The organism is Amycolatopsis sp. NPDC003731 (genome assembly GCF_053586895.1).
On the sequence record NZ_JBSFNC010000220.1, the window covers coordinates 1 to 11339 of the forward strand.

Sequence of the window (11339 nt, forward strand, 5' to 3'; positions counted from 1 at the left end):
TGCCTCAGCGGCACCCGTCGGACTCTGCGCCGGACCGGTCGCCGGGGTGCTGGGCGCTGCCGGACTCTGCGCCGGACCGACGGCCGGGGTGCTGCTGGGCGCTGGGCTCTGCGCCGGAGCCCCGGGTGCCGCTGAGGCACCCGTCGGACTCTGCGTCGCGCCGGGCGCCGGCGTGCTGGGTACCGCTGGGGAGCCGGGCACCCCTTGGGCCGGGCCGACGGCCGGGGTGCTGGGTGCCGCTGGGGAACCTGCCGGGCTTTGCGCCGGACCGGCGACCGGAGCGCCAGGCGCAGCGGGGGAAGCAGCCAGACCTTGCGCCGGACCAGCAGCCGGAGCGCCGGGCGCTGCGGGAGGAGCAGCCGGACCTTGCGCCGGACCAGCAGCCGGAGTAACCGGCGAAGCGGGGGAACCAGTCTGCGCCGAGCTGGGCACCGGAGCAGCGCCGGGCACCGTTGGGGAATCGACCGGGCCTTGCACCGAGCGGCCGGGTGTCGTCTGGGAGCCGGCCGCGCCGCTGCCCTGCGCGGGCGTGGTGCCCGGCAGCGAGGCAGGCCCCCAGGGCGGCTTGGGCAGATGGGCGCCGATCATCGGAGCCGGTGCCTCCGGTGAGGCCGGGGGGACATCGGCCGAGGCAGCGCTCGGCTGGGGAACCTCCGGTGCGGCCTGCGATTCGGCAGGCTGGTGGGCGCCGCCAGTCTGCGCCGTCGGCTGTGGAACGGCTGCGGGTGCCGGCGGTTCGGCGGGCGACTCCGACTCCGAGGCGGCCGTCGGCTGCGCGACCGCAGCGGATGCCGACGGTTCGGCATGCGACTCCACCTCTGAGGCGGCCCTCGGCTGCGACTCCGCTTCCGGAGGGGCCGTCGGTTGAGGAACCTCGGGCGTTGCCTGCGATATCGCGGCAGGCATCGACTGCGGGACATCGGGCGCCGTCTGCGATTCCGCGGAAGGCTGCACCCCGACCGGCGGCTGCGGCTGTTGACCGGCCGAGTGCGCTTCCTGCGGCACAGCCGGCGCGCTCTCGACCGGATGGTCCCGCTTCTGTTCCGCCGAGCTGGGAACGTCCGGCTCGATCCGGTCTGCTTCGCCTGCCTGCGACTCGGCGGGCATGGGTGCCGCCTCGGTCTGGGGCTCGTTCGACGGCACCCATTCGGCCGCAGGTTCGACCGACTCCGGGCGGGCGGCCTCCTCCGATGCCGCTCCGGCGGATACCGATCCGGCTGCCTCCGGCAGCTCCGCCTCTCGCAATGCCGGTGCGGCAACTTCCTGCTGGTCAGAAACCGGTTCAGCCGCCCCGGACTGACTCGCGTCCCCCGCCTCAGCTGAAACCGACCCGGCAGCCTGATCCTCAGGTTCACCGGGTGGCGTCACCGCAGTCTCCGGCTGCTCCACGCCCTGCGGCGCTGCCGTCGCACTGTCTGGCCGCGATTCACCCGGCACCGGGACGGCACCCTCCGGCCGCTCGGACTCCCGGGGCGCCGAGGCGACGGTCTCCGGGGCATCCACAGGCTCAGCCCCAGGGCGAGCCCCCTGAGCCTGCACGGCCTCAGCCACCGACGGGCGTTCCTCAGCAGCAACCGGCTCAGGCGCAGAAGTGACCGCATCCGGCGAAGCAGGAGCCTCCGGCGCCGCATGGCGGGGCGGGGTCGGGGCCTTCACCGGGCCCGGCAGGTCCGGCTCGGCCGTCAGCGACCACTCCGGCGGAACCGGGGCCCCGCCACCGGACGAACCCGGCCGCGCCCACGCCCCCGGCACCTGCTGCTCCGGTGTCCCCGGTACCGCCTGCGCCGGCGGGGGGTGGGGCACCGTCCGCCACACCGGGGCCGGGCCGATGTTCATCGGGGCCGGGGCCGCCGCCGAGCCGGACGGGGACGCCGCCGGGGGTGCGGGTCGCGCTGCCGGCTTGGGGATCGGGTCCAGGCACGACACCAGGACCGACGTGTTCTCCGGGTCCGGGACCTTCCGCCCGCTCCTCTCCCGGTAGACCATCTCGCCGTCCGCGTCCATCTCCACCAGGTAGCCCGCCTCGGCGAGCTGTTCCTCGTCGAGGTCCGCCAGCTTCTCGTAGCGCGATGGCACCACCCGGTAGATCGGCCACGCCAGGCCCGCGTTCTCCGCGTGGAACTGGGCCAGCAACGCCGCCATCTGGTGCTGCCACGGCAGCGACATGCCCTCGGCCAGCGACCGCGGCAACACCACGTACCCCGCGTCGACCCCCGGGTAGCCCTGGCCCAGCTGGTCGGCGAGCGGGGTGCTGGAGACGGGACGCGCGCTCTGCCGGGGCGGCTGAGGCGCGCCGAACAGCGCCGCCGGGTCCCGGGGCTCGCCCGCTCCGGGCTTGCCCCTCCTGCCGAATTTGCGTCCCACGTGCTCATCCTCTGCCAGTACGCGGCCACCTGCTCGTGGAAGCGGCCGCGACGTCGGTGCGATCGGTGTCCAGGCCCTCGCAACCCATGCTAAACGCCGGGGCGGACCGCCTGCGGCACGAGTTCGCGCTCGTCGAACGAGAAGGCCCGGGTGTGCACCGGGACACCCGTCTGCTGCGCCTCGACGATCTTGTTGTCCCCCAGGTACATCATCACGTGGTGGATGGAGGACGGGTCCGCCGGGTCGGTGGCGAGGAACAGCAGGTCACCGGGCTGCGCGTCACGCACCGGCAGGTACGCGCCGGCGTGGTACTGGTCGCGCGAGACCCGCGGCAGGATGATCCCCGCCGACTCGTACGCGCGCAGCATCAGGCCCGAACAGTCGTAGGAATCCGGGCCCGTGGCGCCCCACACATACGGCTTGCCCTGCTCGCCCAGCGCGAAACTGATCGCCTGCCCGGCCGCCTGGCTCGGCGGCAGCAGCGCGCCCAGGCCGGTGCCGCAGGCGACGACGTCGACGACCTGGCCGACCGTCTCGACCAGCGTCGCCGCCATCGGCTCCCACTTGTGGTAGCGGTCCGGGAAACCCGAGCGCTCCACCGCCTGCGCCGCGTCGCCGGGCCGCTTGTTCTCCCAGTCCGGCACCGCGAGGAGGACGTCGTAGAACTTATTGACCGCGTACGTCGGGTTCGTCACCTCGGCGACCGATCCCCAGCCCATCGACGGCCGCATCTGGAAGATGCCCTGGGAGTCGCGGTCACCGTAGGTGAGGTTGTGCAGGCCGGATTCGGTCATGCCGGCCTGGATCGCGACCTGCCACGCGCGCGGCGCGAGCGTCCGCTGCTTGCCGATCGAGATGATCAGCGCGACGATGCCGCGCTGCTCCTCGTCCAGCTTCGACGCGTCGACCGTGCCGCGATCACCCTGGCCGGGCTGCGTCGGCCCGACCGAGGCGTCGCAGCTCATCAGGTTGACGCCCCGGGCCTGCGCCTGCTGGTTGTCGATGACGACCTTGGCGGCGACCGCGGTCACGACCAGGGCACCGATCGCGACGAACACGACCAGCCCCAGCCACAACCCCAGGCGCCGCACGGTCAGCTCGCCTGGTCGTAGTCGGCGACCCGCCAGCCGGCGTTGGTGCTCACCACCGTGATGGCCAGCTTCGGCCCGTCGGTCGGGATGGTCAGCTGCACCGAGCTCGGGTAGGACGTGCCGACGACCGGCTCACCGGTGACCTTCGACGCCGGGATGTTCGACGGGTCGACCGTCGACATCACCGGCAGGTACTCCTCGGTGGTGTACGGCTTCAGCTGCGCGAGCCACTGCTCGGAGGTGATGCCGGCCGGGTGCCTCACCCAGGCCGCGGCCCACTCCTTGGCGACGCGGATCGCGTCGGCGTTCGGCGCCGTCGGGGTGGGGGTGGCGAGCGGCGTGGACAGCCGCGTCGGCAGGTTCGACGTCGGGACCGGCGCCGCGACCCCCGGCGGGGTCGCCGTCGCCGAGGTGGTCGTCCCCGGGCCGCCCGGGGACGCCTTGGCCTGTGGTTTGCCGATCACCTTCGGCAGCACGATGCCCAGCGCGGTGATGAGGATGGCCAGGAACACGAGCGCGCCGACGAGGTGGCGCGGCGAGCGCAGCGGCCAGCCCCACAGGCGCCGGTAGACCGCGGCGCGGCCGCGGTTGGTGCGGATCGGCATCGATCACCGCCCCAGCACTTGGTCGGTGTCCCGCGGCTCCTCGCGGACTTCGATGCCCCGCGACGGCCGGTAGAGCACGAACACCGGCTTGCCGGCGACGACTTCGGGGTCCACGCGCCGCGGCTGAGCGCGCACACCCGGCGTCCGCGGCGCGTAGTCGCTGAAGCTGGACTCGGGCGGCCGCAGGTCGGACGGCACGACGACGGGCTCGGGCTCGTCGCTCCAGCGCCGGTCGGCCACCGGCGAGGTGTCGACGCGCCGGCTCTCCTCCCGCGTCGTCGGACGGCCGCCCGCGCCGACGACGACGTAGTCGCCGCCGTCGCCGTTGGCCGGGTTGTACTGGCCGAACACCGGGGCGCCGGGACGTCCGCCCGCCGGCAGCGCGCCCGCGGACCCGCCCCCGCCGACGGCCCCCGGCCACGCGCCGGACCAGGCGGCGGCCGGGCGGGAGGCGTGGGAGCCGTTGTCGAGGCGCTGGGCGTTGGCGAAGATGGTGGCTTCCGGCCGGAACCGGCCACCGCCGGCGGTCGCCCCGAGCGGGCCGCGCTGCTCGCCGTCGACGACGTCGTCGGTGTCGCGCACGTTCTGCCAGAACTCGTCCTGCGGGGTCGGGCCGTTCTTGTTGCGCCGGAACCGGGAGAAGATCCCGCCGCCGGGCGACGGCACCGCGGCGCCGACCATGCTGACCGACATCTCGACCATCTGCCACAGCCGGCGCACCGGCCGCCCGACCATGAACAGCAGCACGGTGATGAGCCCGGCGAGCACCATCTGCGTGAGCATGTTCAGCGAGTTGCCGGCGTCGAAGATGGCCTGCAGCAGCAGGGCGTGCACGCCGGCGAGCACGGAGAGGACGACGAGGTTGAAGGCCACCCCGCCGGCGACCTTGAGCACGCGGCGCAGGATCTCCGGGTGCAGCAGGGCGACCAGGCCGATGAGCGGCGCGGTGAGGGCGAAGAGGCGGATGAGGACCTGGGCGAGCAGGACGCTGGCCTTGGCCAGGAGCTGGAAGAGCGAGTAGACGAGGGCTTGGCCCAGGGAGAGGAAGCCGGCACCGGTGCGGCCACCGGCCTCGCCGGTGAAGTAGCCGGTGGCGGGGCCCAGCTTGGTGGAGATGTCCTTGTAGGCGTTCTTCTTGCCGTCGATGACGGACTGGTTCGCGTCATCGCCGTTGCGCAGCTGCGCCCAGGTGAACGCCTGCGCGTCCAGCAGCGGACGGCCGAACTGCTCGGCCTGCGGCGCAGTCGGCGAACCGAACTCCCCGCGGATCCAGTTCTTGTAGACGATTTCGTTGTGCAGGTTCGTCGGCAGCACGTGCCGCACGACGCGGTTGTCGGCGTCGTCGACGAACCCGGCCTGGATGTTGGTCGTGGTCTGGACGATCGCCTTGTCGATCGGGTCGAAGTACCGCAGCATCGCCAGCGACGACGCGGCGAGCCAGACGCCCGCCAGCGCGTACAGCGCCCGTTTGCTGACCGCGGCGAGGTCACCGCGCCAGATGTTGCGGAACAGCATGATCGACATGACCAGCGCGACCAGCCCGAACAGCTGGGCGTAGATGTTGTTGTAGACCTTCTCCGCGCCCGACTTGACCGCGTTGTACAGCGGGTTGAGCAGACCGCCTTCGAGCACGGTGTAGTGCAGCGAGTTCGTCGCGCCGACGATGTTCTTGCCCAGGTTGAACAGCTGGTTGCCGCCCCAGGTGTCGAGCGTCGAGCCCGGTGGCGTCAGGCTGATGCCGGAGCAGTTCGTCTCGAAGGTGTTCCAGACGAACCCGGCGTAGCTGTAGTCGACGTACGGGCTGCCCGCCTCGCCGTGGCCTTCGGCGGGGTCGATCGCGCCGACCATGCCCGCGCCGGGGCGTTCCGGGTTGGGGGCCTCACCGCAGGCCGCCGCGCTCGCCGCCGGTGCGGTCGCGATGGCCTGCAGGCCCAGGACGAGCATGACGGCGAACATCGTCGCCTTGCGCCCCGGTGTGCGCCGCCCCGGCCGCGGACCTTCCTTGATCCGCCGCTTCAGCGAGTGCCACCCCGCGGCCAACGTCAGCAGGACCGCCAGCGTCAGCACGGTGTTCATGCGGCGTCCCGGCCGGTGCCGCCCTTCCCACCTGAGCGGGCGTGTTGCTGCTGCCCGTTGGACGGCTGGACCCCGCCCTCCACTTCGCCCGTCTCGGACGCCAGCGGGTCCGGTGCGCCGAGGAGGTTCTCGTCGGCCAGGCCGACCTCCAGTTCCGCCGCCAGCTCGAAGTCCTGCTCCAGCTCGATGTCGTCCTCCGGGGGCACGGCGACGTACGGCTTCTTCTCCTCCGCCGGCAGCGCCAGCTCGTTGCCCGGGCGGCGGGACGGCGCCGCGTCCTTCGAACCCGGGGTCGTGTCCATGACCGCCCGCAGGTGGTCCAGGTGGGGGCCGGAGAAGTCGACGCGGATGCGCTCCACGCCTCCTGCGCCGTCACCGAAGATGAACTGGCGGGGCTCGACGTCCCGCTCCAGGCCCCGCTGCGCTCCGGGACGGCGTCCGAGCGCCGCCACGACCTGCTCGTACCCGACGCCGACCGGCACCTTCAGCAACCTGAGGGCGTCCGCCTGGGCGTCGTCGTCGTCGAGACGGCCGACGAACACCGAGTCCAGCAGGGCCACGAACCCCTGGATCTTCAGGAAGTCCGCCGGGATCTGGGACGACAGCAGCACGCGGACGTTCCATTTGCGCGAGTCACGCGCGAAGCGGTTCATCAGGACGCGGCCCGTGGGCACCTCGGAGAGGAAGAACGCCTCGTCGATCCAGACGCCCTTGCGCATCTCCTTCGGCTTCTCGTACACCGACCGCTGGGTCAGCCACGCCGCCAGGTTCAGCATCTCGACGCCCAGGGACTCCGCGTCCGTCCAGTACTCGCGGGGGACGCCGTCCTTCGGCAGGGTCAGCCCGGCCATCGTCAGAACGGTGAGCCGGTCGTCGCGGGTCTCCGAGTACGGGTCCGCGTCCGTCTCCGGGATGAGCAGCGCCATGCGCTCGCGCATCTCGTCGAGGAAGTCCGCGACGACGCCCGCGTGCTCGTGGTGTTCCGACGAATCCCGCCGGAGCGCATCGATTACCTGGCCGGGATCGGCGTCGAACCGGCCGCCGACGGCCCTCACCGCGCGCAGCAGCACGATCCGCGTCTGCGCCATCCGGGACACCTCGTACGGCAGGACACCGGTCAGGACGTCCAGCACCAGCCGTCGCCGGGTCGCGCCCGCGAGGGCCTTCTCGCGGCGCCAGGACCGCTCGGGGTCGTCCTCGTCCATGAAGTGCTCGATCAGCGGCTCGGCGACCACCCGGTACGGGTTGAGGATCCCCGGCTGGGCGTTGAGCAGGTTGATCGGCCGCGCGTAGGGGCGCAGCTCCGGCAGGTCGCACAGCCGCGACAGCGGGCCCGACGGGTCGAGGATCGTCCAGTTCGCCCCCGCGCGCAGCGTCTTGTAGACGATGCCGCCGCCGAGGAACGACTTACCACCACCCAGGCCGGCCACCATCGCGGTGAGGCCGGAGCCGTCGCGGATCTCCTGGGCCATCCAGGGGTCCCAGGCGACCGGGCGGCGGGTCGCCGTGCACGTCTCGCCGAGCAGGATGCCGCGGCGGTCGCCGACCTCCGCGGTCGCCGTCGGGACCGCCGAGGACGCCCAGACCACCGAACCGCGGCGCATGTACGCCGCCGAGGCCAGCGGCTCGCCAGGGATGAACTCCCGGGCCATCGCGTACTGGGCCTCGGGGTGCTCGATGGCGATCTTCGGCTTGTACAGGTCGAGCAGCTGCTGAGCCAGGCGCAGCGCGTCGCGCTCGGTCGGGCCGGACACCGCCAGCCGCCACCACGAGCGGACGCGGGTGGCCAGCGCGGTGAAGCCCGACGTCATCTCATCGTCGATCTCCAGCACCCGCCCGGCCTGCCGGGACAGCGACTGCGGCGGCTCGAGCTCATGCTCGTCGGTGTAGTGCTTGACCTGCGAGCGGACCTTGTTCATCTGCCGCTGCAGCTCGCCGGCGACCTCTTCGGGCCGCCGGACGTAGATGCGCGCGGACACCTCGACCGCGGCGGGCAGGCGGTCGGCGTGCTGGATCCACGGGTCGTCGACCTCGGGGATCTGCAGGCCGTGCATCTGCCCGACGGTCAGGATGGCCAGGTGCCGCGAGACGCCGGCGTTGGAGCCGGTGCGGCCGCGGACGGTCACCGTCGGCGCGTACGGCTCGGCGTAGTAGTCGGCGGCGTCGGTGAAGCTGGCCAGGTCCTCCGGCTCCCAGGCCGCGCCCGGCACGGCGGGCATGTTCCGCGGCGCGGGCAGGCCCAGCGAGCACGAGCGGTGCATCAGCCAGGACATCTCCTCGGCGTGCACCGGACGGCCTTCCAGCCCGGCGCTGCCGATGACCTGGTCGAGGTGCTCGACCTCGGAGTCCAGCGCGGTCAGCTCGGCGTCGACGGCCTCGGGCAGGATCTTGCGCAGCACCGGCGCGGCCCGCTCGACCGCGCGGTCGACCATCCGCCGGGTCTGCACCTGGACGCCCAGGTACACCTCTTTTTCGGCCATCGAGCGGCCCATCAGCTGCTGCTGCTCGCCGATCAGGTAGTCGTCGAACGACATGGCGCCGGGGACGTCGGCCGGGCGGCCGTGGGCGTTGTAGACGTGCGCCTCGGCCCACATCCGGATCGGGTACGGGCGGTTCGTCACGCGCAGGTGCAGCCAGCGGCCCTGCAGCTCGGCGTACTGGCCGGCGATGGCCGCGATCAGGTCGCGCCGCTGGGAGTCCGAGCGGAACGACCAGCGCTGCGGCGCCAGCCGGTACCAGGCGTAGACCTCGACGCCGGTGCGGACCAGGTGCCCGTCGATGCTTCGCACCGCGATCGACGGGGTATACGCGGGAATCGCCTGCTCACCGGGCAGGCGCGCCTTGTTCCCCGAGCCGTTCCGCGACGCGCGGACCTGCTCGGGCGGTTGCCATGCGCCCGAGTGGGTGTCCCGACCCCGTTTTCCTCGGCTACCGCCGCGACCGAACAACGACTACCTCCCGGCCCGAGCCGGGTTGCCCCGGCTCCGGCGCGCTCGTGGTGCTCCCTGGGTGAAGGCTGCCCCCGGCGGGCCGCCGTGGTGCTGGTACTGCCGCCTCCGCTTGTGCTTCGGCAGCGGGCGCTCGGCCCTGACCCGGACGCGGCTGGCGCTGACCGCGCCCCCGGTGCCCGTGGTCACCTCTCTGGGGGTGTTCAGCTCGCGCCCGGCCATCGCGACCACGGCCCCGAGCGGGCGCTCGTGGCTGATCTTGGCGGTGAGCAGCCGGGTGATCACGATGGTGGCGACGAACGCCCACGCCGTCGAGAAGAACCCGAAGCTCCACCCCGCCCAGCGTTCGACGCCGAGCACGAGGAAGAAGGTCGGGATGCCGATGAGCCAGGCGACGTACCGGGCTCTCCAGGGAAAAGTCGCTTTCGGCGGGCCGAGCCACACGGCGTCGACCCGGTAAACCTCGTCGTCGGTCCTGATGCGCACGCGGGCCGCCTCAGCCGGTGAACAGGCCGGCGATCCACTGGCCCACGTTCACGCCCGCGCCGCTGACCGCGAGACCGATGATGGCGAGCGCGATGACCACGCCGGCGAGCCGGCGCATGACACCGGCGTTGTCGCCCTTGCCGCCGCCCAGCCACAGGAGCAGGAGTGCGACGGCCAGCAGCACCAGGGGGATGACGTTGTCGAGCAGCCACTGGCGCACGTTGCCCGTGCCCAGTTCGCCGGCCGCCAGCGTGTCGAGGGTGGTCAAGGTCATCATCGCGATACTCCCGGTGCGCGGTGGGGGCCGCGCGGTTCTGGCTCAGGCGGTGCTTCGAACAACATCATGGGGGCTACGAGGGGTAGTGGTCAAAGTGCGCAGCGTAGAGACCGGCTGGCTTGTCAACCGTCGTGGTGCGCGCGGCACCCGAAATCTCCACGCCCACCATCATCGCGGCAAGGGCCCTCGGGTTGAACCCCGGCCACCCATACTTCTCAGTGTGCTGACGAACTCACCCCATTGCCCGGGATTTGCTCACTGTGGGTACTGACACTGTGGCCGTTGTGCGGCCTGGAACAGTGTTGCATGACACGAACGGCCGTGTCCCGCGAGTCCGCTCTGTGACAGCCGTCCGCCGGTCGGCGGCCATGTCGATCTTGACCGCGAGTGCTGTCCGTCACGGGGCGCCCGATACTTCACAACTTTTTCACTACATAGCGTGATCTTGACCGGTGTTCAGGGCCTGCCGAGGGCGAAGACGCCGTCCGGGAAGGCGCCCGCGTCGATGACGCGACGGCTGAGACCGCGGCACAGCTCTTCGAGCCGGGCGGTCCGCTCGGGGCCCAGGTGGTCCCACGGCCGTCGCGCGGCGGTTTCGGTGGCCGCTTCGATGCGGTCGCGCAGCGCGGCGCCCGCGTCGGTCAGCCCGCCGTCGGCGCTGAGGACGCCGCGGGCGGTCAGCCGGCTCTCGGCCGCGGCCCACTGCTCGTCGCTCCAGCCGCGGGTGAGCTTCGCGGCGGTGAGGTTGAACCCGCGTCCGGTGGCGCTGTGGGTGACGAGGGCTTCGAGGCCGTCGAGCCCTTCGAGGACGAGGGCGGCGATGTGGCCGTCGCCGCGGTACTCGCGCAGCAGCGTGATGGCGTGCCAGAGCACCAGGTGCGGCTCCCCCGGCCAGGCCAGTCCTGCGTGCGCGGCGTAGAGGGGACGTCCTTCGCCGGTGCACCCCCGGCTCGCCTCGCGGGCGAGTTCGGCGGCCTCGGCGACTTCGTCGCTCTTGACGTGGTCGCCAAACAGGCGGGTCAGCGCCTTGTCGACGGCTTCGAGCCGCGCGTCGAGGACCTGCTCCGGCGTCGCCAGGGTCCAGGCGCGCGGGATCACGCGGGCGACGACCTCGGGGTTGAAGTTGTAGAAGGTGGCCGCGACGACCTCCGGCCCGACGGCCCCCATGGCCGCCGACCGGCTCGCGAAGTACGGCATCCGGCCCGGGCGCAGCCCGATCCCGGTGAGCGCGGCCTCGGCTTCGGGAACGAAGTACACGAAGGCGTGCAAGGAATCGAAAGCCGACTTGAACCGCTGCTCGTCACCCGCCATGCCCGCACCCTACTACCGGGTAACCACGCGACGGAACCACGCTTCGGCGTGCAGGAAGGGTCATCACCCGTGATTGAGCGGTCGACACGCGTGATCAGGAGGTCGACACGCGTGATTGAGAGGTCGACACGGCTTCGGCTGCGGGTCCCGCCGTGTCGACCCTCCAAACACGCGTGTCGAC

The 11339-nt window shown here is 72.3% G+C and carries 7 protein-coding genes; all 7 read right to left on the reverse strand.

Annotated elements, in window-relative coordinates; genetic code table 11:
- Window positions 1-2453: 2453 nt before the first annotated feature.
- Window positions 2454-3440: a C40 family peptidase gene (locus ACWDN5_RS44020; protein ID WP_449680451.1), complete on the reverse strand. Its 987-nt coding sequence runs from the start codon at window positions 3438-3440 to the stop codon at window positions 2454-2456.
- A 17-nt stretch (window positions 3441-3457) separates the two neighbouring features.
- Window positions 3458-4060 carry a hypothetical protein gene (locus ACWDN5_RS44025; RefSeq protein WP_310970666.1) on the reverse strand — a complete coding sequence of 201 codons (603 nt, stop codon included), beginning with the start codon at window positions 4058-4060 and terminating at the stop codon, window positions 3458-3460.
- A 3-nt stretch (window positions 4061-4063) separates the two neighbouring features.
- A complete protein-coding gene (locus ACWDN5_RS44030; RefSeq protein WP_449680449.1) occupies window positions 4064-6136 on the reverse strand; it encodes a magnesium transporter in 2073 nt (690 codons plus the stop codon).
- Entirely contained in the window at window positions 6133-9084 is a 2952-nt protein-coding gene (locus ACWDN5_RS44035; RefSeq protein ID WP_310970669.1) for an ATP-binding protein, read from the reverse strand. Before ACWDN5_RS44035 ends, ACWDN5_RS44030 begins: the two co-directional genes overlap by 4 nt.
- Before the next feature lie 3 nt (window positions 9085-9087).
- Window positions 9088-9570: a hypothetical protein gene (locus ACWDN5_RS44040; RefSeq protein WP_310970670.1), complete on the reverse strand. Its 483-nt coding sequence runs from the start codon at window positions 9568-9570 to the stop codon at window positions 9088-9090.
- A gap of 10 nt (window positions 9571-9580) precedes the next feature.
- A complete protein-coding gene (locus ACWDN5_RS44045; RefSeq protein WP_004562703.1) occupies window positions 9581-9847 on the reverse strand; it encodes a hypothetical protein in 267 nt (88 codons plus the stop codon).
- A gap of 456 nt (window positions 9848-10303) precedes the next feature.
- Entirely contained in the window at window positions 10304-11158 is an 855-nt protein-coding gene (locus ACWDN5_RS44050; protein ID WP_449680450.1) for an SCO6745 family protein, read from the reverse strand.
- Between the last annotated feature and the right edge of the window lie 181 nt (window positions 11159-11339).